The following is a 23,569-nucleotide window of genomic DNA, read 5'->3' on the forward strand; positions in this document are numbered from 1 at the left end:
AGTCTCCCCCGAGGCGGAACGGCCTGGCTCAGCCCCCGGCCGGCCCGATGATGCTGCCGGACTGCTGGCCCTCGGCGACCACCCGCATGCGCACGGGGTCCCACACCCCGAACCGCGGGTTGACCTGCACCGCGCCCGCGTCGGGCTGGGTCAGCCGCTCCCCGATCGACGCCAGCGTGTCCTGGTCGATCGATGTCGCCGCGGACGGGCCCTGGGCCGGCGCGTTCGTGACGCGGTCCGTCACGTGCAGCACGAGCCAGACGCCCTGCCCCGGCGAGGGCTGGAACGCCACGGTCTGCCCGGCCGGGGTGCCGAACAGCACCGTGGTGGCGCTGTCGGGGTCGGTCGCGGCCCGGTAGGTCTGCCCGGCCTGGGCGGTGCGCGGGTCGGCCAGCAGGGCGCGGGCCCGCTCGCCGCCCGCGGCGACGGCACGGGCCTTCTCCTCGGCGTCGGCCTGCGAGGTCGCGGCGACGAGGTCGGCGGTGACGGCGAGCCCGTCGACGTACTTCTCGGCCAGCGCGATCGCGAGCAACCGGTCCCGGGCCCGCTCGCGCAGGGCGGCCCCCTCGAACAGGCTGCGGTCGAGCTGCAGGGCCGAGGGATCGGCGAGCAGGGCGTCGACCCGGTCCTCGCCGACGGCGAGCCCGTCGCGCGCCGCGGCCGCGGTGATCAGCTCGTGGCTGACCTGCGTGCTCACGACGTACCGCGCGACGTCCGCGTCGGCGATCTCACCGGTGCCCTGCGCCGTGAGCTCCGCCTTGTGGGCCAGGGCGGTGTCGATGCGGCCCTGCACCTCGGCGAGGCCCACCGACCGGTCCGCGACGATCACCGCCGACCCGACCTGGCTGGGGCCGCTGCCGCACCCCGCGGCGACCGCGGCGACCGCGCACGCGGCGACGATCACCCGGCCGATCCGGCCCGAACCTCCGATGCTCCGCACGGCCGCCACCTTCTCACGCCCGCACGTGCGGCAGATCACCCTCCCCGCTCTCACCCCACCCGGACCACCACCGTGGCGCAGACCTTGTCGGCGAGGTGGACCGGGGGACCACCGACCTGTGCATCGGGCCCGCGTTCCCTTCACCAGGCATGAGGGCTGATGGTCCATCTTCGGCGACGTCGCGGACCAGCCCGGCACGCCGGAGCCGGCGGCGCCGAACGTTGTGCGCCTGGGGTAACGCTCTCCTCACCTGGAGCGATTCGTCGGCATGACTGATACGTCCGCTCCCCCGGTCGAATCGACAGCCGACGCCCTCGCTCAATTCCTCTCCAGCCTCGACTGGAGCGACCTGGAGAAGGTCGAGAGCAGTTACCGGGACCGAGCGATGGCCGTTCAGCACGGCGACGCCCTGGCTGCCTGCCTGGATGCAACGGTCGCACAGATGGCGTCGGCCGAGCTGGTGCGCAGGAGTGTCATCACCGATCGGGCGAACAATCTACTTCCGTAGCGGAATGGGCAGGTGATGAAGAGAGGGCGTGGGTTCGGAGACCCGTACGGACCTCGAGACGCCCTCGCGTCGGGCCGGCGGCGACGAGCACCGAAGGAGTCGTTGCCGCCCTACCGATCGCGCGAGCAGCGCGACCGCGTCGCGGCGGAGGAGAAGCCCCAGCGGCGGGCGCTGACGGAGCCGGGCGCCTCGGCAGCGTCGCAGGAGGCGTGGGGAGCCTGCCGGACGCGCTGACGGTGCCGTCGCGGTCGTCCGGGGTCACAGGCGCCACCACCACCCGTGCCCCGCAGACACGCGGCGCAGTGGACCACGGCCGATCACGCTCGAATTCCTGTCGAACGAGCAACTCGGAGTGAGATCGAAGAGATTTCGAGCGCGGGCGCCTGATCCCCGACATGGCCCGTCTTCTGCTCGGCGGCTTGCTCGGCGGCGGGGCCGAGGAGGATCAGTTCCTGCTGGTCAGATCCTCACGACCACCGTGTCACAGACCTTGTCGGCGAAGGTCTGGCGGCGGTCGTCCCACAGCGGCCAGAGGTAGCCGAGGTAGAGCGGCGCCGAGTCGAGGACGTGCGCGAGCTGGCGCGCGAGCGTCGCCCAGAAGCCGAGCGTGCCGCCGTCGCGGGCGCGGACGAGCCGGGTCCCCATCAGCTGCTTGCCGAGGCTCTGCCCGGTCCGGCCCTGCCGGTAGCAGCTGTTCCACAGCGCAAGGACGAACGCGGCCAGGGAGAAGACGACGGCTATCCCGAGGACGACACCGGCGTCGCTCGAGAACGCGAGGCCGACCAACCCGAGCGAGGCGACGACGCCCGGGATCAGCCCGTCGACGAGCGCGGAGCCCACCCGACTACCCCATGACGTGTAGTCGGGCCGCGGCAGCACCGGCTGCGGCGGGTACTGCCCGTACGGCGCGGCGTACTGCGCCGGGTGCTGCGGGTACTGCGCCGGGTACTGCGGGGCGTACGGCGCGGTGTACTGCGGGGCGTACGGGGAGTACTGCGGTGCGTACCGTCCACGGGCCTGCTGCGGGTGCTGCGGCGGGTGAGGCTGCCCGGGGTGCGGCGTGTGGGGCGGCGGGGTGACGGTCACGGGTCCTCCGGTCGGCGAAAGGTCGGCACGGCACTCGGGCCGGCGTCGACGTCGGCGCCGGGGGCGCCGGCATCGGCGGTTCAGTGCGCACTCGACCGGCCTCCGGCCCGCGTTAGCACACGGTGTGACCAGCACCCGGACCGGTGTCGGGTGATCGCCGGACCCGCCCCGTACCGCCCCTCGCCTACCGTCGTAGCCGCCCGGTGCCTGCGGTCCACCGCCCCGCAGGTGCCGGGCCCGCGGCGTTCCCTGCAGCGCGCCGATCCGGCCCGTACGCTGCGGCGATGACGCACCGGCTGGCCAACGTCGTGATCGACGGCGAGGATCCGCGGCGCCTGGCCCGGTTCTGGGCCGAGCTGCTGGACTGGCCGGTCGCGCAGGAGACGGACGACGAGGTGGACGTCCGCTCCCCGCACGCCCCGTGGATCTTCGACCTGGTCTTCGGGACGGGCGCGCAGCCGCGGCGCGGGAAGAACCGGATCCACCTCGATCTCGCGAGCACGTCGCCGGGGCACCAGCTGGAGCTGGTCGAACGGGCGGTGCGGCTGGGTGCCCGGCCCGCCGACGTCGGCCAGCACGCGGTCCCGTGGGTGGTGCTCGCCGATCCCGAGGGCAACGAGTTCTGCGTGCTCGAGCCCCGTCCGGAGTACGCCGACGCGGGCGCGGTGGCCGCGATCGTCGTCGACGTGCCGGAGCCCTCGGCGGCCGCGGCGTTCTGGTCCGCGGCGGTCGGCCTGCCCGTCGGCCGCGACGACGGCACCGTGGCCGGCCTGCGCCCGCCGCCCGGCCTGCCGTGGGTGGAGTTCCTGCCCGCGACGGCGCCGAAGACGGGGAAGGACCGGGTGCACCTCGACGTCGACCCGGTCGGCGACCAGGCCGCGGCGGTGGCGGAGCTGGAGACGCGCGGCGCGACCCGGGCGGACGTCGGTCAGGGGCCGGAGGTCTCCTGGGTCGTCCTGGCGGACCCGTGGGGCGGCGAGTTCTGCGTCCTCCGGCCGGGGGTCACCGGCTAGAGACCGGCGAGGTCGATCAGCCCGTCCTGCAGGGCGCGGGCGACCAGCGCGGCCTTGGTGGTGGCCGGACGGCCGGCATCGGCGTACTTAATCCGCACCCGGCCGATGTAGGTGTCCACGGTCTTCACCGACAGGTGGAAGCGCTCGGCCACCAGCTGCTTGGAGTCGCTCTCGAACCAGGCCAGCAGGACCTCGCGCTCGCGCTCCGACAGCACCGGACGACCCGGCCGGCGGTCCGCGGCCATCGCCCCGCCCAGCACCGGCGGCGTGTACGGCCGGTCCTCGACCACCGCGTACAGCGCCGGGATCAGGTGCTCCGGCCCCTCGGCCTTGGTCAGGTAGGTCGCCGCGCCGAGCTCCAGGCAGCGCAGGGCGGTGTCGCTGTCGGCGTGCTGCGAGTAGACGACGACGCGGCGGCCGGCGTCGACGAGCCGGGTCAGGTCGCCGAACGCGGGCGCACCGGGCGCGAGCTGCAGGTCGAACACCACGGCCTCGGCCTCCGGCTCGTCGAGCGCCACCTCGACCCGCGGCCCGGAGGCCAGCACCCGGATCTCCGGGTCGGCGCGGGCGCACCAGGACCGCACACCGTCGACGATCGCCGGGTGATCGTCGACGATCACGATCGAGGGGCCCATCTCGCCTCCACCCATGTCGCACCCCCGGCCTCGACGGTGCTCGTACCCACGTCCGCGACGTCCGGCAGCGGTACCCGCGCAGCGCCGTCCGTCACCACCCCGACCACCACCGCCCCGCCGACGCCGGCGAGGGTGACCCGCGCCGCCGCCCGGGCGGCGTGCAGGGCCGCCTCCGCCGAGACGAGCAGTGCCCCGGCGGCGTCGGGGGGCGGGACGGGCCGCGGTCCCCGCTCCGAGTACCGGACCACCACGCCGCGCCGCTCCGCGATGTCGATCAACGCGGCGAGCTCGGCGGCCAGGGCGTCGTCGGCGTCGCCCTCCTCGGCGAACATCCGGCGCAGTCGCGCTGCCGCGCGGGCCGCCGCCTGCTGCACCTCGGCGTCGGACGGGGCCAGCGTGCCGTCGCCGATCCCCCGCAGCAGCGGGAGCGCCACCGCCCGCAGCTCCGCGTACCGGGCCTCCCGGTCCGCGTGCACCGCGCGCGCGACCGCCTCGGCCGTGCGGGCCCGCGCCTCCGACTCGGCGGCCTCCACCGCTTGCCGGGCGACCGGGCGCAGCGCGGACCCGGCGAGCGCGATGGCCAGCTGGAAGGAGGTGACGCCCACCGCCGAGATCCCGAACGCGACCAGCGTGACGCGGTCGGTCCGGCCCGTCGCGACGAGCAGGCCGAGCACGATCAGCAGGTGCGCCAGGATCAGCGCGACGAGCCCGCGCAGCCGGGCGCCGGCGAACAGCAGCACCCAGATCCAGCCGACCACGCCGAGGGTCAGGTGCGGCGGGCCGCCAAGCTGCGCGGGATCGAGGGCCAGCGGCATCAGGACCGCGAGCGCGAGCACGCCCAGGGCCACCGGCGGCCGCGCCCGCCCCCAGAAGCGGTGCCGGGCCACGAGCACGGCGTCGACGACCGCGACGGCGACGAGCACGGCCCAGCCGACGGGCGCCACCCACGCCGGGTGGTATGCCGCCGCGCCGGCGAGCAGGTTCGGCAGGTTCAGCCCGAAGAGGATCACCAGCGTGATCACGGTCTGGGCGATGCGCAGGCCGCGGAGCAGCCGGGCGGACAACTCGCCGTCGAGGTCGGCGCTCACCGGGGCCACTCCAGCCGCACCGCTGTGCCCCTCCCCGGCGCCGAGGTGACGACGGCCCGGCCGCCGGCCCCCGCCATCCGCTCGGTCACCGACAGGGCCAGCCCGAACCGACCGGCGGACACCCGCGCCGGGTCGAACCCGCACCCGTCGTCGCCCACGGTCACCCGGGCCCGGCCCGCGTCGACGACGGCGGCGACCCGGGCGCGCCCGGTGCCCGCGTGCCGGGCGACGTTCTCCAGGGCCTCGGCCAGGGCACCGCCCAGCGCGCCCGCCGCGTCGCCCGGCAGCCACAGGTCGCCGTCGGAGCCGAGGTCCACGGGGATCCGCGCGGCCTCCGCGATCCGCCGGACCACGTCCTGCAGGCACCCGCCGGGCGTGGGGGCGCCGTCCAGCGCCGCGACGTCCCGGGCCACCTGCTCGCGCAGCCACGGTTCCCGGCCGCCGACCCCGCCCAGTCCGACCATGAGCAGCGTGCTGGCGGCGGTGTCGTGGACCGTCGCCCAGTGCGCGCGCTGCTCCGCCCGCCGCGCCCGGGCCAGCTCGGCCTCGCGCTGGGCCGCGAACCGGCACGCCATCCGTTCGTCGGCCAGTTCGCCGCCGCGGTGCACGAGCCGCCACACCAGCCGGGACAGCGCGGCCTCGACGGCGGTCCAGATCCCGCCGACGGCCAGCCCCTGGGCCAGGGTGATCCCGGGCGCGAGGGCGGCCCCGGCCACGAAGGCCACGCACACCGCGAGTGCCGCGACCGCACCCGGCCGCGGCCGCACGTGCCACTGCAGCGCCACGACCGCGACCGACGCGACCGGCGACACCCACCCCAGCATGTGCAGGAGCAGCACCGGGTCCACGACCAGCGGCTGCGCCAGGCACAGCGCGCACATGGCCGCGACGTCGGCGACCCACACCCAGGTCCGCGGCCGGGTGCGCATCAGGAACAGGTAGGCGACGCTCCACCCGAACAGCGCGGCCGCGACCGCGCCGGTGACCACCGGCCCGGCCGGCGGGTCGGCGAACGGCGCGGCCACCGCCGTCAGCATCCCCACGAGGGCCCGGGCGCCCGCCGCGTAGCGCAGGGCGAACCGGTCGAGGAGGGCCGCGGTCGACATGTCGGGAGGCTGGTCGCAGCGCGCGACCACGCCGTTACATCCCGCTGCTCAGGGGTCGGACGACTGTCGAGCGTTCCCTCAGGCGTTCACCGGGACCGGCGCGGCCAGCTCCTTGACCAGGGCGGTCAGCCAGTCCAGCAGCTCGATGTCGCGCAGCGGCGCCCCGCCGATCCGGTTGCCCGCGGCCGGCTTGGGCACGGTGACGAGCCGCGCCGCCGGCTTGTACTGCCCCTTGGGGTGCATCCGCTTGAACCGCATCTGCCTCGACTCGGCCAGCTCGACCGGGCCGATCCGGATCTGGGTCCCCGCGACGGCCACCTCGGCGATGCCCAGCTCGCGGCACAGCTGCCGGAAGCGTGCGACCGCGAGCAGGTTGAGCACCGGCTGCGGCGGCTCGCCGTAGCGGTCCCTCAGCTCCTCGACGATCGCCGCCAGGCCCGCCTCGTCCACCGCCTCGGCGATCTTGCGGTAGGCCTCCAGGCGCAGCCGCTCACCGTCGACGTAGTCGTGCGGGACGTGCGCGTCGACCGGCAGGTCGACCCGCACCTCGGCCAGCGGCTCCGGCTCCTCGCCGCCCTCGCTGCCGGCCTGCTTCCGGAAGGCCGCGACGGCCTCCCCGACCAGCCGGATGTACAGGTCGAAGCCGACGCCGGCGATGTGCCCGGACTGCTCCGCACCGAGGATGTTGCCCGCGCCGCGGATCTCCAGGTCCTTCATCGCGACGGCCGCGCCCGAGCCCAGCTCGGAGTGCTGGGCGATCGTGGCCAGCCGGTCGTGCGCGGTCTCGGTGAGCGGGTGCTCCGGCGGGAACAGGAAGTACGCGTACCCGCGCTCGCGCCCACGCCCGACGCGCCCGCGCAGCTGGTGCAGCTGGGACAGGCCCAGCGTGTCCGACCGCTCGACGATCAGCGTGTTGGCGTTGGAGATGTCCAGGCCGTTCTCGACGATCGTCGTGCAGACCAGGACGTCGAACTCCCGGTGCCAGAACGCGTTGACGGTCCGCTCGAGCACGTCCTCGTTCATCTGCCCGTGCGCGACGCCGATCCGCGCCTCGGGCACGAGCTCCTGGATCCGCTTCGCCGCCCGGTCGATCGAGGTGACCCGGTTGTGCACGTAGAAGACCTGGCCGTCGCGCAGCAGCTCGCGCCGGATCGCGGCGGCGACCTGCTTGTCGTCGTGGGCGCCGACGTAGGTCAGCGTGGGGTGCCGGTCCTCCGGCGGGGTGGTGATCGTGGACATCTCGCGGATGCCGGCGAGGCTCATCTCCAGCGTGCGCGGGATCGGGGTCGCGGACAGGGTGAGCACGTCGACGTGGGTGCGCAGCGCGGTGATGTGCTCCTTGTGCTCCACGCCGAATCGCTGCTCCTCGTCGACGATCACGAGGCCGAGGTCCTTCCAGCGGACCCCGGTCTGCAGCAGCCGGTGCGTCCCGACGACGACGTCGACGGTCCCCGCGGCCAGCCCCTCGATCGTCTCCTTGGCCTCGCCCGGGTCGGTGAACCGGGACAGGCCCTTCACGGTGACCGGGAAGGCGCGCATGCGGTCGGAGAAGGTCTGCAGGTGCTGGGTCGCCAGCAGCGTGGTCGGCACCAGCACGGCGACCTGCTTGCCGTCCTGCACCGCCTTGAACGCCGCCCGGACGGCGATCTCGGTCTTGCCGAAGCCGACGTCGCCGGAGATCACCCGGTCCATCGGCACGGGGCGCTCCATGTCCCGCTTGACCTCGTCGATCGCCGCGAGCTGGTCCGGCGTCTCGGTGTACGGGAAGGCGTCCTCGAGCTCGCGCTGCCAGGGCGTGTCGGGCGCGAAGGCGTGCCCGGGCGACGACTGCCGCGCCGCGTAGAGCTGCACGAGGCCGGCCGCGATGTCCCGGACGGCCTTGCGGGCGCGGCCCTTGGTCTTGGCCCAGTCCGCGCCGCCGAGCTTGTTCAGCGAGGGCTGCTCGCCACCGACGTACCGGCTGATCTCGTCGAGCGCGTCCGTCGGCACGAACAGCCGGTCCGCGGGCTGGCCGCGCTTGCTGGAGGCGTACTCCAGCACCAGGTACTCGCGCGTGGCGCCCTGCACGGTGCGCTCGCGCATCTCGACGAACCGGCCGATGCCGTGCTGGTTGTGCACCACGTAGTCGCCGGGCTGCAGCGCGGCGAGGTCCACGGCGTCGCGCCGGCGGGCGGGCATCTTCCGCGTCGTCGTGTCCAGGCCGGCGCGGGTGCCGGTCAGGTCCGCCTCGGACAGCAGCACCAGGCCGATCTCCGGCGCGGTGAAGCCGTCGGAGATCCGCCCGCAGGTGACCGTGACCAGGCCCTTCTCCGGGGCCTCGGTCAGGTCCTCGAGCAGCGTCGCCGGCACCTCGGCCTCGCCGAGCTGCTCCAGGGTGCGCTGCGCGGTGCCCTGCCCGGCCACGACGAGCACCGCGGCGCCACCGGCGGCGGTGTGGCCGCGCAGGTCGACGAGCGCGCGGTCGGTGTCGCCCCGATAGGACTCGATCTCGTGCATGCCCGGGACCACGGCGTCGTCGGCCCCGGAGAGCAGCGGGGACAGGCTGACGACGGGCCGGCCGGTGGCGGTGGCGTGCTCCAGGACCCCGGTGAGGTCGCGGTAGGCCGAGGCGCCGACGTCGATCGGGGCGGTGCCGCCGGTGCCCGCGGCCAGCCAGGAGGCCTCCAGGAACTCCTGTCCGGTGCGGACGAGGTCCGCGGCCCGCGTGCGGATGCGCTCGGGGTCGGCGATCAGCACCCGGGAGTGCGCGGGCAGCAGGTCCGTGAGCAGCTGCAGCTCCCCGCCACCGTGCTCATGGTCGGCTGCGCCGACGAGGGCGGGGATCAGCGACTCCATGCCCTCGGCCGGGATGCCCTGGGCGAGGTGCTCGAGCAGCTCGCGCAGCTGCGGGTTGTTCTCGTGCTCGCGGGCGAGCGCGGCGGCCTTCTCGCGGACCGGGCCGGTGAGCAGCAGCTCGCGGCAGGCGGGCGCGACGACCTCGGTGACCGCCGGCTCCTCCATCGAGCGCTGGTCGGCGACCGAGAAGGCGCGCAGCTCCGAGACCTCGTCGCCCCAGAACTCGATGCGGACCGGGTGGTCGGCGGTCGGCACGAAGAGATCGAGGATGCCGCCGCGGACGGCGAACTCGCCGCGCGCGGTGACCATCTCGACCCGCGTGTACGCCAGCTCGACCAGCCGCTCCAGCAGCTGCTCGAACTCGTACTCGACGCCGACGCGCAGCGTGATCGGGTCGAGCGTGCCCAGCCCGGGCGCGACCGGCTGGATCAGGCTGCGCGCGGCGGTGGCGACGAGCCGCGGCGGCGCGGCGGAGCCCAGCGCGCGGAACAGGGTGAGCCGGCGCCCGACGGTGTCGGGGCGCGGCGAGAGCCGCTCGTGCGGCAGCGTCTCCCAGCTCGGCAGCACCGCCACCGCGGCCGGGTCGATCAGCTCGGTCGCGGCGGCGGCCAGCTCCTCGGCCTCGCGGTCGGTGGCGGTCACGGCCAGGACCGTGCCCTCCTCGGCCAGCCCGGCGGCCAGGAACGGCCGCAGCGCGCTCGGCCCCTCCGCGCGGACGGCCGGGGTGTCGGCCGTGCGCGGGTCGACCGCGCGGGCGGCGTCGAGCACCGCGCGCAGGCCGGGGTCGGAGAGGGCGGCGGTGAGCAGACCGGACAGGGGTGCGGCCACGGGACTCCTCGAGAGCATGCGGACAGACCCCTGCCCGGGTCGGGTGCCCGGACGGGGGTTGTTGATTCCGACGATACGCCCGCCCGTCTTCTTCCCGCCGACCCGTCTCCCGGACCCCGTCCGCGGACGAGCGGACGGGGCTCTCGCTCACATCNGGAGCGGGAGCGCCGTCCGTTCACGTCCCGGGGCGTGGCGGCAGGGCCGGCTTGGCCCGGCTCGGGCGGGTCGAGGGATCCGGCGGGCCCACCGGCGGGGTGGTCTCCAACGCCTCCAGCGCGATCCGCACCGCCGTCTCCAGCTGCGGGTCCCGGCCCGCCACCCAGTCCTGGGGCGTCACGACCACCTCGACGTCCGGGTCCACGCCGTGGTTCTCCACCGACCAGTGCAGGTCGTCGAACCAGAACGAGTACCGGGGCTGGGTGACGCGGGTGCCGTCGACCAGCGAGTACCGGCTGTCGATGCCGATCACGCCGCCCCAGGTCCGGACGCCGACGACCGGACCCAGGCCCATCCGCTTGAACGCGGCCGTCACGATGTCGCCGTCCGAACCCGCGTGCTCGTCGACGACCGCGACGAGCGGCCCGCGGGGCGCCCCCTCCGGGTAGGTGGCGGGCGCGCGGTGCCGCACGACGTCCCAGCCGATCACCTTGCGCGCCAGCTTCTCGATCACCAGCTGGGAGGTGTGGCCGCCGGAGTTGCCGCGGACGTCGAGCACCAGCCCGTCCCGCCGGGCCTCCCGGGCGAAGTCGCGGTGCAGCTGCGCCCAGCCCGACGCGACCATGTCCGGCACGTGCAGGTAGCCGAGCCGGCCCTCGGACCGGTCCGCCACGAACGCCCGGCGGCCGGCGACCCAGTCGTGGTAACGCAGGTCGAGCTCGCTGCTCAGCGGCATCACGACCACCCGCCGGAGCTCGCCGGCGGCGGTGCGGACGGTCAGCTCGGTCAACGTGCCCGCGGTGCCCACGAGCAGCGGTGCCGGGCCGAGCTCCGGGTCGACCGGCCGGCCGCCCACCTCGAGCAGCACGTCCCCGGCCCGGACGTCGACGCCCGGGTCGGACAGCGGGCTGCGCGCGCTGGGCGCCGAGGTCTCGGGCGGGAGCACGCGGGCGATCCGCCAGCCGCCGTTCCCGTCCGGCTCGAGGTCCGCACCCAGCAGGCCGGGCCGCCCCGTCCGGTCCCCGCCCGCGCCCCGCCCGACGACGTAGGCGTGCGACGAGCCCAGCTCGCCCTGCACCTCGTAGAGCAGGTCGACCAGGTCGTCCGCGCTGCCCACCGCGTCGACCAGCGGCCGGTACCGCTCCAGCTCGGCCGCCCAGTCGACGCCGGCCATGTCCTCGATCCAGAAGTGGTCCCGCATCAGCCGGCCCGCCTCGTCGAACATCTGGCGCCACTCGGCGGCCGGGTCGATCGTCACCGAGATCCGCCGGACGTCGATCTCGAACTCGTCCGCGTCGCCCTCCGACGGCGCCGACGACCCCGACCGGTCCGGGCGCAGCACCCGCAGCGTGCGGCCCTCCCGCACGACGAGGCGGTTGCCGTCCCCGCTGACCGCGTAGCCGTCCGCCGGGTCGGCGATGGTGTCCACCTTGCGCCGCTTGAGGTCGTAGCGCTCCAGGACCGGGCGCGGCTCTTCGCCGCCGTGCCGGCCCTCGCCGAGCACGCCGGTGACCGGCACCCACAGCCACAGCAGGCAGTCCTTGGCGGCGCCGAGCGCGCGGTAGCGGCCCTCCGGGACCGGGATCGGGACGACGCGCGAGGTCAGGCCCTCGACGTCGACCACCGTCTCCGGCGGGGCGTCCTCCTTCTTCGTACCCTTCGGCGCGTTCTCCGCCCCCTCCTCGGCGGCCTGCTCGAGCGCCTTCCCGGCGGCCTTCTCGGCGGCCTTCTCGGCGGCCTCGGCCTCGTCGCTGCTCTCCGGGGCCGGGAGGTCCTCCGGCTCCTCGTCGGCCGCCGACACCGGGCGGCCGTCGGGCCCCGCCCCGAAGGGCGACGGCGTGCGCGCGGCCAGCGGCACCAGGAACGGGCGCCAGGAGGCCGGGAAGGTCAGGTCGAAGGAGTGCTCGTCGTAGATCGGGTCGAAGCTGCGCCGCGACAGGAACGCCAGGTACTTCCCGTCCCCGGTGAACACCGGGTCGGTGTCGACGAACCGCGGCTCGGTGACCGCGACGAGCGTGTCCGGGTGATCGTCGTGCGCGAGCTGCACCAGCATGATCCGGCTCAGCTCGGGCTCCACCGGGTCCTCGTAGGCCAGCCAGCGGCTGTCCGGCGAGAAGGTCAGCCCGGCGATCTCCCCCGCCGCGCCGCGGGCCGGTTCGCGCAGGGCGCCGGTGGCGGTGTCGAGCAGGAGCAGCCGGCCGTCGTGGGTGGCGAGCGCGGCCAGCGCGCCGTCCGGGGAGGGCTCCAGCTCCAGCACCCGACCGAGCTCGCCGGAGCCGTACCGGACGAGCTCGGCGGCACCGTCGGCGTGCGGGTCCAGCGGCGAGATCGCGACGGCGTCCTCGCCGGTGGCGTCGTCGACCCAGATCGCGCGGTCCTCGCCGAGGGGCTGGGCCATCCGCGCGCGCACGCCGGGCTCGGCGAGCAGCGTGCGTGCCGGGCCGTCCCGGTGCGTGAGGCGGTGCACCGTGCCGCGGACGCCGACGACGCTCGCGCGCCCCGTCCGGTCCGGGTACGCGCCGCCGACCCAGCGGGCGGTGGTGATGCGGTGCGGCTCCCGGTTGGTCCGCGGGCCGCCGAGGCGCACGGGGATGCGCTGCGGCTCGGCCTCGGGCGACTCGAGCAGGTACAGCTCGCCCGCGGACTCGTAGACCACCCGCGTGCCGTCCGTGGCCGCGTGCCGGGCGTAGAAGGCCGGGGAGCCCTCGCTGCCGTGGTCGGTGTGCCGGCGCAGGTCCCCGAGCGTGGCGCGGTCGACCGAGTAGAGGTTGCCCCAGCCCTCGTGGTCGGAGAGGAAGGCGATCCGGTCGCCCACCAGCATCGGCGCGTCGAGCTGGCCCGCGAGCCCGGCGAGGATGCGGCGGAACTCGCCGCGGCCCTCGGGGTCCCACCACAGCGTGCCGGCGGTGCCGCCGCGATAGCGCTTCCACCAGGCCATGTCCCTGGCCATCGTGCGGCCGACGAGCACTCCCGGGTCGCCCTGCGCGACGGCCGAGACCGGCCCGTAGTCGAGCCGCCGCGGTCGCCCGCCCCCCGCGGGAACGGCGTAGGCCCAGGTGTTGGCGCCGGTGTGCTCCCCGATCGCGGAGACCGCGAGGACCTGCCCGTCGGCGGTCCAGCCCGCCAGCCGGGTCCGCATGTCGCCCCAGAAGGTGATCCGGCGGGCCGCGCCGCCCTCCGCGTCGGCGACCCGGACCTCCGGCGCCCCGTCCTTCCACGACGTCCAGGCCACCAGCGCGCCGTCCGGCGAGAACCGCGGCCGCGCGGCCGGCACGTCGTCGGCGGTCAGGCGGGTGGCGCGGCCCCCGGCGAGCGGGGCGGTCCAGACGTCGTCCTCGGCGACGAACACGACCGTGTCGCCGGCGAGGTGGGGGAAGCGGAGGTAACTGCGGGGCACGGCGCCACCGTATCCGCCGGGTCCGACAGGACCGTGCGACGGCGGCCGGGCGGGCACGTGCCCGGGAAGGCGCAGCTCAGGGGTGTCCCCGCCCCACCCGACGGGCGCCCCTCGTCGTCCGGTCCGCGTGGCCCGACGCTCAGCGCGCGTAGCGCTCCTGCGCCCGGGCGCGGGCCTTGGCCGCCTCGACCTCACGGTCCTTCGGCGGGGCCGTGGTCACGAGCTCGTCGAGCAGGTGCCGGGTGACGTGCGCGATCTCCGCCACCGCCCGGTCGAACGCCTCCTGGTTGGCCTGCGACGGCCTCGTCGACCCGCTGATCTTGCGGACGTACTGCAACGCGGCGGCCTCCACCTCCGCGCTGGTGGCGGGCGGCTCGAAGTTGTGCAGGGTGCGGATGTTGCGGCACATGCGCTCTTCCTTCAGTCGATCGGGTCGACGCCGGTCAGGGGAGCCACCCCGAGCACGATCTTCCCCGTGTGGAAGGCCTCGGCGTAGCGGGCGTGGCACTGGACGCCGCGCACCCGGGCGAGCCCGGCGAAGGTCTCGGCGTCGAACCAGGTGCGGTCGCGCTGGCTGCCGTAGTGCTCGTGCAGCTTCGCGATCTTCTCCCGCAGCACCGGTTCCGCGAGCGGCAGGAACGCCGTCGGCTGGGCCAGGTCGCCCTCCCACTTCAGCAGCTCGTAGCCCAGCGCCAGGTGATCGCGGAACACAGTCGGGACGATCCGCGCGACGGCACGGTGGTCCGGCCGGAGGTCGTGCGGCGACGGGCCCAGCACGAGGTCCGGTTCGCCCAGGCCCCGCACCTCCTCCATCGCCTGGGTGATGCGCTCGACCCGGAGCGGCAGCCGGCCGTCGGGCAGGTCGTGCACGATCACCTCGAGCTTGGCGCCCGGGCAGAAGGCCGCCAGCGCCGCCCGCTCCTCCTCCTCGCGCAGCGACCCGCCGCCGGTGAGCACCAGCGCGGTGACGTGGACCCCGGGATGTGCCCGGGACAGCTCCAGCAGGGCGCCGCCGGCTCCGACCGCGATGTCGTCGCAGTGGGCACCGAGCAGGACCATCCTGTCCAGACGTTCGGGCAGCAGGCTCAGCATGGGCGCGGTCCACGCTCCGTTCTCCGCCTCGGGTCGGTGGTCCTCCCAGCTTCCCCGTTGCGACGCGCGACCGGTAGGGCGCGCGTGCCCTTCTCCTCAACCTGGACGACGAGAACCTGGGCGGGGCGATCCGGACCCCCGTGACAGGATGAAGGCCTGTCCGCCGTGGTGTAACGGCAGCACCTCGGATTTTGGTTCCGATGGTCCAGGTTCGAATCCTGGCGGCGGAGCAGTGGACCCGCGCCCTCGGCGGGACGACCCGGCGCGTGCAGGGCACGGCGAGGCGCCACCGGCCCCGGACACGCGGAAGGGCGGCCCGCCGGATCGCGGCGGGCCGCCCTTCGCGGTCGTCGCGGCCTACCGGCCGGCGGCGGGCTTCGGCAGGGTCGGCGGCTGGGGCCGCCCGTTCCCCGTGCACCCCGGGCTCGTGGTCGTGCGCATGCCTCGTCCCTCCCGCTCGGCGGCGCGCTCAGTCCAGCGCGGCGTCGAGCGTGATCGTGGTGCCCGTCAGCGCCTTGCTGACCGGGCAGCCGTCCTTGGCGGCCTGCGCCGCCTTCTCGAAGGCGGCGGCGTCCATGCCCGGGACCTCACCGCGGACGGTGAGCGCGATACCCGTGATCCGGAACCCGCCGCCCTGGTCCGGACCGAGCGAGACGTCGGCCCGCACGTCGAGCGACTCGGGGGTGGCGCCCTCCTGGCCGATCAACGCCGAGAGCTGCATCGCGTAGCAGGCCGAGTGGGCCGCCGCGACGAGCTCCTCGGGGCTGGTGGTGCCGCCCGCCTCCTCCGCCGCGCGCTTCGGGAAGCTGACGTCGTACGTGCCGACCTTGCTGCTGGTCAGCTCGACCTGGCCGGAACCCTGCTCGAGGCTCCCGTTCCAGGCCGTCCGTGCGGTGCGAGTGGGCATTCGGACCTCCCGTCGACGTTCGTCCGTCCGGAGGAACCCACGGCGCGGGGCCGGATACACGGCCCTCGGCGCCGGGTTCGCCGACCGGTCGGGTCGGCACGACGAGCGGCGGGTTCAGCGCACCTGGACGGCGTCGCCGACCTGCAGGAAGTCGTAGAAGGCGCGGGCGTCCTCGTTCGCCAGCCGGACGCAGCCCGCCGACGGCGTCTGCAGGTTGCCCTCGTGGAACGCGATCCCGCCCTCGGCGAAGAACACCGCGAAGGGCATCGGCGCGTCGTTGAACTCCTTGCTGCGGTGCGTGTCGTTCTTCCACTCCACCCGGAAGTCGCCCCGCGGCGTCTCGTGGCCGGGGCCGCCGGGGCTCGTGGCGACGGGGCCGCGGACCACGCGCCCGTCGTCGATCAGCCAGGCCTTCTTGCCGGCGAGGTCCACGCACGCGCGCGCCGCGGCCGTGCACGGCGTCCCCTCGACGGGCGGGGCCCCGGCGGCGGCCTGCCCCTGACCGGCGGCGAGCGTCCCGACCCCGACCAGCCCGGCGGTGACGGCGCTGCGCACCCGCGGCGAACGAGCCCTGCTGTGCCTTCCCATGTGTCCGCTCGGCACCTTTCATCCCGTTCGACCCGGCAGCAGCACAACGACCGGAGCCGGCGGAGGTAACGAGGGGAACGAGGGGCCCGACAGGCCCGCGTAGGATTCGCCCCGCATCGGGGACCCGACCATCGCGAGGAGCGCCCATGCCCGACCGCCGTTCCGCCCGCCCCGCCGCCGCCGTGGTGCTGGCCGCGGGAGAGGGGACCCGGATGCGGTCCGCGACCCCGAAGGTGCTGCACGAGATCGGCGGCCGGAGCCTGCTCGGGCACGCCGTGCACGCCGTCGCCGAGCTCGAGCCCGAGCACCTCGCCGTCGTCGTGGGGCACGCCCGCGAGCAGGTCGGGGCCGCGCTGGAGCGCATCGGCGACGAGGTGGCGCGCCGGGTCCTGCCCGCCGTGCAGGAGCAGCAGAACGGCACGGGCGACGCCGTGCGCTGCGGTCTCGCGGCCCTGCCCGGGGGGCTCACCGGCACCGTGCTGGTGACCTACGGGGACGTGCCGCTGCTCGACGCCACGACGTTCGCCGAGGTCCTGCGCACGCACGAGAACGCCGGCGCCGCGGTCACGCTGCTCACCACCGACCTCGCCGACCCCAGCGGGTACGGCCGGATCGTGCGCGACGCCACGGGCTCGGTGCTGCGGATCGTGGAGCAGAAGGACGCGACCGAGGAGCAACGGGCGCTCACGGAGATCAACTCCGGGGTGTACGCCTTCGACGCCGCGTTCCTGACCGCCGGGCTCGGCCGGCTCGACACGGAGAACGCCCAGGGCGAGCTCTACCTCACCGACCTCGTGGCGCTCGCGGTCGCGGACGGCCTGCGCGTGGAGGCGGTGCGCGTGGACGACCCCTGGCTGGTCGCGGGCGTCAACGACCGCGTGCAGCTCGCCGCGGTCCGCGCGGAGCTCAACCGCCGGGTGCTCGAGCGCTGGATGCTGGCCGGGGTCACCGTCGTCGACCCGGCCACCACCTGGGTCGACGTCCAGGTCCGGCTCGGCCGGGACGTGGTCGTCGAGCCCGGCACGCAGCTGCGCGGGCAGACCACCGTGGGCGACGCGGCGGTGGTCGGCCCGGACACCACGCTCACGGACGTCGAGATCGGCGAGGGCGCCACGGTGGTGCGCACGCACGGCTCGTCGTCGTGGATCGGTCCCGGCGCCTCGGTGGGCCCCTTCGCCTACCTGCGACCGGGTGCCCGGCTCGGCGCCGACGGCAAGATCGGTACCTTCGTCGAGGTGAAGAACGCCGAGATCGGCCGCGGCTCCAAGGTGCCGCACCTCACCTACGTGGGCGACGCCACGATCGGCGAGCAGAGCAACATCGGCGCCTCGTCGGTCTTCGTCAACTACGACGGCGTCGGCAAGCACCGGACCACCATCGGCTCGCACGTGCGGACCGGGTCGGACACGATGTTCATCGCACCGGTGACCGTCGGCGACGGCGCCTACACGGGCGCCGGCACGGTCGTCCGCGAGGACGTTCCCCCGGGGGCGCTGGCGGTGTCGTCCGGGCCACAGCGCACCATCGACGGATGGGTCGTACGGAAGCGACCCGGCTCGCCGGCGGCCGAGGCCGCCGAGCGGGCCAGCGACACGGCCGCCCGGGGCGCGGCCGAGAGCGGCCGAGGAGGCACAGCGCAGTGAGTGCGATGTCGGGTCAGCCCAAGAAGAACCTGATGTTCTTCTCGGGAAGGGCGCACCCGGAGCTGGCCGAGCAGGTCGCCAAGGAGCTCGACGTCACCGTCACGCCGCAGTCGGCGTACTCCTTCGCGAACGGCGAGATCTTCGTGCGGTTCGAGGAGTCCGTCCGCGGGTGCGACGCGTTCGTCCTGCAGGCGCACAGCGCGCCGATCAACGACGCGATCATGGAGCAGCTGATCATGGTCGACGCGCTCAAGCGCGCCTCGGCCAAGCGGATCACCGTGGTCATGCCGTTCTGGGGCTACGCGCGGCAGGACAAGAAGCACCGCGGCCGTGAGCCGATCTCGGCCCGCCTGGTCGCGGACATGTTCAAGACCGCGGGCGCGGACCGGATCATGACCGTCGACCTGCACACCGCCCAGATCCAGGGCTTCTTCGACGGCCCGGTCGACCATCTCTTCGCGCTGCCGGTGCTCGCCGAGCACATCCGGCAGCACTACTCGGACGCCGATCTCGCCGTCGTGTCGCCGGACTCCGGCCGGGTGCGGCTGGCGGAGCGGTGGGCGGACTCGCTCGGCGGCACCCCGCTGGCGTTCATCCACAAGACCCGCGACCCGCTCAAGCCCAACGAGGCCGTGGCGAACCGCGTGGTCGGCGAGATCCAGGGCCGGACCTGCGTGGTCATCGACGACATGATCGACACCGGTGGCACGGTGGCGAAGACGGTCGAGGTGCTGCTCAAGGAGGGCGCGCGGGACGTCGTCGTCGCCGCGACCCACGGTGTGCTCTCCGGGCCGGCCGTCGAGCGGCTGTCCTCCTGCGGGGCCCGCGAGGTGATCTTCACCGACACCCTGCCGATCCCGGACGAGAAGCGGTTCCCCACCATGACCGTGCTCCCGATCGCCCCGCTGCTGGCCGAGGCGATCCACCAGGTCTTCGACGACGGCTCGGTCACCAGCCTGTTCGACGGCAACGCCTAGCCGCGACGTCCGCGCTGTCCGCGGCGGACGGGCACGCACCTGCCCGTCCGCCGTCGGGCGACAGCCCTCCCGCCGCACGCGGACGGCCGCCGGGTACCGACGGCGCCCCGGCCGCACCCCTCGTCACCTGGCGCGCCCGTCCGCCCCCTCCTCGCCCTGGAACTCCCCGTGCCGGCGCACTCGTTCCAGGGCGCCCCGCGCCGGCGACGCCTCGGTCAGGTCCTCGGGCCATTCGTCGATCGTGTCCAGCGCCCATCTCGCCCAGTCCGCGACGGTCCTGTTCAGCTCCGCCTGGAGCACCCCCACCAGGCTGATGACGGGGAGGCGCTCCGGGAACTGGCCGCCGGTGCGCAGGTAGTGGTCCGCCCAGTCGGCGTCCCGCGCCACCCGCTCGCGCGTACCGTCCAGGACCCGCCGCAGGTTGGCGACCAGGACGTCCTTCCCGCCCTGCTCGGCGAAGAACACCTTCACCAGCGCCTCGAACTCGAGTGACGCGAGGGCGCCCGGCTCCGCGAGCCAGGCGCGCAGGGCGTCCCGGCCCGCCGGGGTGATCCGGTAGACCGAGCGCGGCCGGCTGCCGACCCTCTCCCGGGTGACCGAGGCCAGGCCGTGGTCGACGAGCTTCCGGGGTTCCTCGTAGAGCCGGCGCTCGGCCCGCGGCCAGAAGTTCCGCAGGCTGACCTCCATCTGCTTGGCCAGCTCGTAGGTCGTCCAGGGCCGGATCGCGAGGAGCCCCAGGATCGCGTACGAGGTGGTCGACAGGCCCTTCATCCCACTCCCTTGACGCTCGTCCGCAGCCGTCGGATACTGCCATTGTCAGTATAGACGCCGGGGGGAGGGTGTCGTGCCGGAGTTCGCCGGGGTGTCGCACGTGTCGCTGTCGGTCCGCGACAGGGACACGAGCCGGGACTGGTACCGCGAGGTGCTGGGCTTCGAGCAGTTCGAGGAGTCGCGCACCGCGGAGTACGAAGAGTGGATCCTCGTGCACCCGCGCAACGGGATGGTGCTGTGTCTGCAGCAGCACGGCGCCAACCGGGGCGAGGAGTTCGATCCCACCCGCACGGGTGGCGACCACCTGGGGCTCAAGGTGGACAGCCGCGAGGAGCTCGACGAGTGGTCGGCCTGGTTCCGCGACAAGGGGGTCGCCCACTCGCCCGTCGTCGACGAGGTCTACGGCTCGGTCCTGACCTTCAAGGATCCGGACCGCTTCCAGCTCGAGATGTTCTACCGGCCGAACCACCCCTGAGCCGAAGGACCGGCCATGACCCGGACCTGTGACGGGAACACGATCGGCACCGCCTGACCCGCGAGTTCGGCCTCGGACATCCCTTCGTCGGCGCCGGGATGGGTTTCGTCTCCCCTCCGGCGCTGGCCGCGGCCGTGTCGGCGCGTTCCGCGGACCCCTCCGGCGGGCCGCGAAGCGGCCGGGCGTACCCTTGTCGACGGTTCCGCGGCGAGGGCGGGTCGTTCGACGAGCCCGCCGTCATCGACGTGGGTCGGCGTGTCCGCCGCCTCCTCGCCGCGCGCTCGAGATCAGCTGCACGAGGAGAGAGACCCACCGTGGCCCAGTCCAAGATCGCCGCCGAGACCCGGACCGAGTTCGGCAAGGGCGCCGCGCGGCGCACCCGCAAGGCGGGCAAGATCCCGGCCGTGCTGTACGGGCACGGCACCGACCCGCAGCACCTCGCGCTGCCGTCGCTGGAGTTCGCCGCCGTCGTCCGCGAGCAGGGCCGCAACGCCGTGCTCGAGCTCGACGTCGCCGGCACCAGCCAGCTGGCGCTGACCAAGACCGTCACCTTCCACCCGATCCGCCCGTACATCGAGCACGTCGACCTCCTGGTCGTGAAGCGGGGCGAGAAGGTCGTCGTCGAGGTCCCGGTCGTCGTCACCGGCGAGGCCGGCCCCGACACCCTGGTCACTCAGGAGCTGAACACGATCGAGGTCGAGGCGGACGCCCTGACCATCCCCGAGCACGTCGAGATCTCGATCGAGGGCGCCGAGGTCGGCACCCAGTTCGCCGCGGGCCAGGTCACCCTGCCCCAAGGCTCGGAGCTGCGCACCGACGCCGAGGCCCTGGTCGTCAACGTGGTCGCCGCACCGACCGCCGAGGACCTGGAGGCCACCCAGGACACCGAGGGTGCCGGTGTGGTCGAGGAGGCCCCCGAGACCCCGTCCGACGAGCCCGAGGCCTCGGCCGAGGGCGAGTCCGGCTCCGCCGAGAGCTGACCGGTGGCGCCGGCACCGTCTGCCGGCACGGCGCTGGTGGTCGGGCTCGGGAACCCCGGGCCCGGCTACGCCGACACCCGGCACAACGTGGGGTTCGGCGTCGTCGAGCTGCTGGCCGGGCGGGCCGGCGCGCGGTTCTCGCTGCACAAGCGGTCCAACGCCGAGATCGCCGAGGGCCGGCTCGCGGGCCGCAAGGTCGTGCTGGCCAAGCCGCGGACGTACATGAACGAGTCCGGCGGTCCCGTCGCCGGGCTGGTCCGGTACTTCTCCGTCCCGCCCGAGGAGCTCGTCGTGGTGCACGACGACCTCGACCTCGGCTTCGGGGTGATCCGGCTGAAGCGGGGCGGCGGCGAGGGCGGGCACAACGGCCTGCGCTCGATCAGCCGCTCGCTCGGCACCAAGGACTACCTGCGGGTGCGGTTCGGCATCGGCCGCCCGCCCGGCCGTCAGGACCCGGCGGACTTCGTGCTCAAACGGTTCTCCGGGACCGAGCGCAAGGAGCTCGACCTCGCGGTCGACCTGGCCGCCGACGCCGCCGAGGCGCTGCTGGAGCAGGGCCTCGAGCCGGCGCAGAACCGCTTCCACGCCCTCTCCGGCTGAGCGACGGCTCCGGCTCCCGCTGAGCGAGCGGCACTCTCGTTCACATCTGACGAGCGAGAGCGCCGTTCGCTCCGTCGCGGGGCGGGAGACGCTCAGGCGCGGGCCTCGAGGAGGTCGGCGGTGGCGGCGCGGCGCAGCTTGCCCGAGGGCGTCTTGGGCAGGCTGCCGGGCGGCAGGACCTCCACCCGCGCCGGGCGCACGCCGACCGCCGACACCACCCGCGCGGTGACGTCCTTGCGGATCAGGGCGGCCTCGGTCTCGTCGTCGGCCTTGCGGGCCTCGACCGCCACGGCGAACGACTCGCGCCGCTGCCCCTCCCCCGCGAACAACCGCACCGCCACGACGTTGCCCGCCCGCACGCCGTCGGCCTCGGCGGCGGCCCGCTCGATGTCGGTCGGGTAGATGTTGCGCCCGCCCATGATGATCACGTCCTTGCGCCGCCCGCACACGACGACCTGGCCGTCCTCGACGAGGTAGCCCTCGTCGCCGGTGTCGAACCAGCCCTCGGTGTCCTGGGTGACCACGGGCCCCTTCACCGTCAGGTAGCCCGGTGTCACGGACTCGCCGCGCAGCTGGATCACGCCGACCCCGCGGGTGCCGAGCACCTCGCCGGACTCCCCGACCACGCGCGCCTCGATCCCCGGCAGGGGCGGCCCGAGCAGCGGGAACGAGCGCCTCGGGCCCTCGCCGGCGGGCTCGGCGCGGCGGCCGGACTCGAGGGCCTCGGCGTCGATCTCGTCGACGGCCAGCCCGGTCTCGACGGGCGCGAAGGCCACCCCGAGCGCCGTCTCCGCCATCCCGTACGCGCACAGCACCGACTCGGGCCGCAGCCCGAACCGCGCCCCCGCGTCCACGAACGCCCCGACGGCCGCGGGGTCGACCGGCTCGGCGCCGTTGAGCGCGATCCGCAGCGTGGAGAGGTCCAGTTCCTGGTCCGCCCGCGCGAGCTGCCGGGCGAGCACGGCGTAGGCGAAGTTCGGCGCGGCGGTGACGGTGCCGCGGTACTTCGAGATCAGCTCGGCCCACAGCAGCGGCCGGGACAGGAAGTCGACCGGCGTGACGGTGACGAGCTCGAGCGCGGTGACCATCGGGATCGTCAGGAACCCGACCATGCCCATGTCGTGGAAGAGGGGCAGCCACGAGACCATCACGTCCTGCTCGACGTCGAGGCGCGCGGCCTCGCGCATCGCGCTGATGTTCGCGTGCAGGTTGCGGTGTGTGATCCGCACGGCCTTCGGCTCCGCGGTGGAGCCACTGGTGAGCTGGAGCAGGGCGGTGTCGTCCTCGGCGGCGGCGTCGGCGTCGGGGGTGACGGCGTCGGGGTCGCCCTGCAGCGAGTCGACCAGCCGGAACGGGATGCCGCGCTCGGTGAGGACCGGGGCGAGCCCGTCGAAGGGGGCGCCGAGCAGGACCATGCTCGCGTCGATCATCCGCAGCACGGCGACGGTGTCCTCGGCCCAGTGCATCAGATCGGTGCGCGCGGTGGGCTGGTGCAGCATCGTGACGCTGCCGCCGGTGAGCCACACCGCCTGCGCGAGCGGGGCGATCGACGCCGGGTCGCCCGCCAGCACCCCGACGGCGCCGCCGCGGGTGAGGGCGGGGGTGTCCCGCTCGGGGCGGCGCAGGGCGTCGGCGATCCCGCGCGCGGTCCGGTGCACCTCGCTCCACGGTCGACGGACGGGGGCGGCGGGCTCGCCGGTCGTCATGCCGCGGGAGGTGTCGGCGGCGGACTCCAGCAACGTCGCGAGGAACCGGGACATGCTGCGCAGCCTAAGGCCCGCACCGGGAGTCGCGGCACGGATCCACACCGCGCCCGGGAGATCGCCCCCGGCGCGCTGGGGATCCACAACGCGCCGAGAAGCCTCGCCCGGACGCGTTATGGATCCACAACGCCTCAACACCGCCGACCGGAGCGCACGATGGATCCACAACGCGTCACGACCG

General features: G+C 74.7%; 20 protein-coding genes and 1 tRNA gene. 8 read left to right on the plus strand and 13 right to left on the minus strand.

Going from position 1 to position 23,569, the window contains the following annotated elements; all coding sequences use genetic code 11:
- Nucleotides 1-28 precede the first annotated feature (28 nt).
- Nucleotides 29-940, minus strand: a complete 912-nt coding sequence (locus ACFQH9_RS17955; RefSeq protein WP_379567291.1) for a hypothetical protein — start codon at nucleotides 938-940, stop codon at nucleotides 29-31.
- Between the two features lie 268 nt (nucleotides 941-1,208).
- Here ACFQH9_RS17955 and ACFQH9_RS17960 point away from each other — a divergent pair, with 268 nt between their 5' ends.
- Nucleotides 1,209-1,448: a hypothetical protein gene (locus ACFQH9_RS17960; RefSeq protein ID WP_379567292.1), complete on the plus strand. Its 240-nt coding sequence runs from the start codon at nucleotides 1,209-1,211 to the stop codon at nucleotides 1,446-1,448.
- Between the two features lie 459 nt (nucleotides 1,449-1,907).
- Here the strand turns inward: ACFQH9_RS17960 and ACFQH9_RS17965 are convergent, their stop codons facing one another.
- The gene (locus ACFQH9_RS17965; RefSeq protein ID WP_379567293.1) at nucleotides 1,908-2,534 is read right to left on the minus strand and encodes an RDD family protein; all 627 of its coding nucleotides are present in this window, start codon (nucleotides 2,532-2,534) and stop codon (nucleotides 1,908-1,910) included.
- 284 nt (nucleotides 2,535-2,818) lie between these two features.
- On the opposite strand from ACFQH9_RS17965, the gene ACFQH9_RS17970 reads away from it, so the two are divergent.
- Nucleotides 2,819-3,547 carry a VOC family protein gene (locus tag ACFQH9_RS17970; RefSeq protein ID WP_379567294.1) on the plus strand — a complete coding sequence of 243 codons (729 nt, stop codon included), beginning with the start codon at nucleotides 2,819-2,821 and terminating at the stop codon, nucleotides 3,545-3,547.
- On the opposite strand, the gene ACFQH9_RS17975 is transcribed toward ACFQH9_RS17970, so the two are convergent.
- From ACFQH9_RS17975 to ACFQH9_RS18005, 7 genes are all read right to left on the minus strand, one after another.
- Nucleotides 3,544-4,182: a response regulator gene (locus tag ACFQH9_RS17975; protein WP_379567295.1), complete on the minus strand. Its 639-nt coding sequence runs from the start codon at nucleotides 4,180-4,182 to the stop codon at nucleotides 3,544-3,546. The genes ACFQH9_RS17970 and ACFQH9_RS17975 overlap by 4 nt on opposite strands.
- Nucleotides 4,164-5,270, minus strand: a complete 1,107-nt coding sequence (locus tag ACFQH9_RS17980) for a hypothetical protein (RefSeq protein WP_379567296.1) — start codon at nucleotides 5,268-5,270, stop codon at nucleotides 4,164-4,166. Before ACFQH9_RS17980 ends, ACFQH9_RS17975 begins: the two co-directional genes overlap by 19 nt.
- Nucleotides 5,267-6,376, minus strand: coding sequence for a sensor histidine kinase (locus ACFQH9_RS17985; protein WP_379567297.1), 1,110 nt, complete (start codon nucleotides 6,374-6,376; stop codon nucleotides 5,267-5,269). Before ACFQH9_RS17985 ends, ACFQH9_RS17980 begins: the two co-directional genes overlap by 4 nt.
- A gap of 78 nt (nucleotides 6,377-6,454) precedes the next feature.
- Entirely contained in the window at nucleotides 6,455-10,057 is a 3,603-nt protein-coding gene (gene mfd, locus ACFQH9_RS17990; RefSeq protein ID WP_379567298.1) for a transcription-repair coupling factor, read from the minus strand.
- Between the two features lie 157 nt (nucleotides 10,058-10,214).
- Complete coding sequence (locus tag ACFQH9_RS17995) at nucleotides 10,215-13,592, minus strand: S41 family peptidase (RefSeq protein ID WP_379567299.1); 3,378 nt, start codon at nucleotides 13,590-13,592, stop codon at nucleotides 10,215-10,217.
- A gap of 139 nt (nucleotides 13,593-13,731) precedes the next feature.
- Nucleotides 13,732-14,001, minus strand: a complete 270-nt coding sequence (locus ACFQH9_RS18000) for a DUF2277 domain-containing protein (RefSeq protein WP_379567300.1) — start codon at nucleotides 13,999-14,001, stop codon at nucleotides 13,732-13,734.
- Between the two features lie 11 nt (nucleotides 14,002-14,012).
- Nucleotides 14,013-14,684 (minus strand): PIG-L deacetylase family protein, encoded by a 672-nt coding sequence (locus ACFQH9_RS18005; protein WP_379567301.1) that lies wholly within the window; start codon nucleotides 14,682-14,684, stop codon nucleotides 14,013-14,015.
- Between the two features lie 159 nt (nucleotides 14,685-14,843).
- Here ACFQH9_RS18005 and ACFQH9_RS18010 point away from each other — a divergent pair.
- Nucleotides 14,844-14,914, plus strand: a tRNA-Gln gene (locus ACFQH9_RS18010).
- Between the two features lie 239 nt (nucleotides 14,915-15,153).
- Here the strand turns inward: ACFQH9_RS18010 and ACFQH9_RS18015 are convergent.
- Both ACFQH9_RS18015 and ACFQH9_RS18020 read right to left on the minus strand, forming a co-directional pair.
- Nucleotides 15,154-15,591, minus strand: coding sequence for an OsmC family peroxiredoxin (locus ACFQH9_RS18015; RefSeq protein ID WP_379567302.1), 438 nt, complete (start codon nucleotides 15,589-15,591; stop codon nucleotides 15,154-15,156).
- 114 nt (nucleotides 15,592-15,705) lie between these two features.
- Complete coding sequence (locus tag ACFQH9_RS18020) at nucleotides 15,706-16,179, minus strand: L,D-transpeptidase (RefSeq protein WP_379567303.1); 474 nt, start codon at nucleotides 16,177-16,179, stop codon at nucleotides 15,706-15,708.
- A gap of 146 nt (nucleotides 16,180-16,325) precedes the next feature.
- On the opposite strand from ACFQH9_RS18020, the gene glmU reads away from it, so the two are divergent.
- A complete protein-coding gene (gene glmU / locus ACFQH9_RS18025; protein WP_379567304.1) occupies nucleotides 16,326-17,822 on the plus strand; it encodes a bifunctional UDP-N-acetylglucosamine diphosphorylase/glucosamine-1-phosphate N-acetyltransferase GlmU in 1,497 nt (498 codons plus the stop codon).
- A 5-nt stretch (nucleotides 17,823-17,827) separates the two neighbouring features.
- The gene (locus tag ACFQH9_RS18030) at nucleotides 17,828-18,799 is read left to right on the plus strand and encodes a ribose-phosphate diphosphokinase (RefSeq protein ID WP_379567393.1); all 972 of its coding nucleotides are present in this window, start codon (nucleotides 17,828-17,830) and stop codon (nucleotides 18,797-18,799) included.
- 123 nt (nucleotides 18,800-18,922) lie between these two features.
- On the opposite strand, the gene ACFQH9_RS18035 is transcribed toward ACFQH9_RS18030, so the two are convergent.
- Complete coding sequence (locus tag ACFQH9_RS18035; protein ID WP_379567305.1) at nucleotides 18,923-19,570, minus strand: PadR family transcriptional regulator; 648 nt, start codon at nucleotides 19,568-19,570, stop codon at nucleotides 18,923-18,925.
- Between the two features lie 73 nt (nucleotides 19,571-19,643).
- On the opposite strand from ACFQH9_RS18035, the gene ACFQH9_RS18040 reads away from it, so the two are divergent.
- From ACFQH9_RS18040 to pth, 3 genes are all read left to right on the plus strand, one after another.
- Nucleotides 19,644-20,045: a VOC family protein gene (locus tag ACFQH9_RS18040; protein ID WP_379567306.1), complete on the plus strand. Its 402-nt coding sequence runs from the start codon at nucleotides 19,644-19,646 to the stop codon at nucleotides 20,043-20,045.
- A 314-nt stretch (nucleotides 20,046-20,359) separates the two neighbouring features.
- Nucleotides 20,360-21,025, plus strand: coding sequence for a 50S ribosomal protein L25/general stress protein Ctc (locus tag ACFQH9_RS18045; protein ID WP_379567307.1), 666 nt, complete (start codon nucleotides 20,360-20,362; stop codon nucleotides 21,023-21,025).
- A 3-nt stretch (nucleotides 21,026-21,028) separates the two neighbouring features.
- Nucleotides 21,029-21,625, plus strand: coding sequence for an aminoacyl-tRNA hydrolase (gene pth, locus ACFQH9_RS18050; RefSeq protein WP_379567308.1), 597 nt, complete (start codon nucleotides 21,029-21,031; stop codon nucleotides 21,623-21,625).
- A 92-nt stretch (nucleotides 21,626-21,717) separates the two neighbouring features.
- On the opposite strand, the gene ACFQH9_RS18055 is transcribed toward pth, so the two are convergent.
- Nucleotides 21,718-23,385 (minus strand): fatty acyl-AMP ligase, encoded by a 1,668-nt coding sequence (locus ACFQH9_RS18055; protein WP_379567309.1) that lies wholly within the window; start codon nucleotides 23,383-23,385, stop codon nucleotides 21,718-21,720.
- Between the last annotated feature and the right edge of the window lie 184 nt (nucleotides 23,386-23,569).

The sequence above is a fragment of the Pseudonocardia lutea genome (assembly GCF_042658055.1).
In the GTDB taxonomy this organism is placed as follows: Bacteria; Actinomycetota; Actinomycetes; order Mycobacteriales; family Pseudonocardiaceae; genus Pseudonocardia; species Pseudonocardia lutea.